Here is a 502-nt window from a genome sequence, read left to right as displayed (position 1 = left end):
TGCGGCTAGCTTCCTAGTTTGCTCTTTGATTTTCATTGAGTATTATTTTCCATTTTGAAAGACATTCAGTAACTCTAATATCAAAAAAGCCCAGACGACATTGTCTGAGCATTCTTTTATCTAGTTGTTTAAGGGAGTTGAGTTCAGTATGTTTAAAGTCTCTGCCCCATCATTTCTTCAACAAGCCTTGTTCTTGTAGAAATTCTTTGGCTACTTGTTCTGCTGACTTGCCTTCAACACCGACTTGGTAGTTGAGCTGGCTCATCTGGCTTTCCGTGATTTTACCTGCTAGTTTATTGAGAACTGGCTCCAACTCAGGATGTTTCTTGAGAAGAGCTTCTTTCATGAGTGGGGCCCCTTGATAAGGTGGGAAGAGTTGCTTGTCATCTTCCAAGATCTGCAAATCATAACGCGCCAATTCTGCATCTGTCGAATAGGCATCTGTGATTTGAATATCGCCTGACTGAATTGCCTGATAGCGAAGAGCTGGCTCCATGGTCGC

Annotated in this window: 1 protein-coding gene; it reads right to left on the bottom strand. The window is 42.4% G+C overall.

Annotated elements, in window-relative coordinates; translation table 11 throughout:
• Positions 1 to 169 precede the first annotated feature (169 nt).
• Positions 170 to 502: glycine betaine ABC transporter substrate-binding protein (locus GMD1S_RS10900; RefSeq protein ID WP_000962204.1), on the bottom strand; the 333-nt coding region annotated here is incomplete at its 5' end.

It is taken from the genome of Streptococcus sp. GMD1S (assembly GCF_000296875.1).
Classification (GTDB): Bacteria; Bacillota; Bacilli; order Lactobacillales; family Streptococcaceae; genus Streptococcus.
The sequence above is the reverse complement of the archived record's forward strand: the minus strand, read 5'-3'. Positions and strand labels throughout refer to the sequence as shown.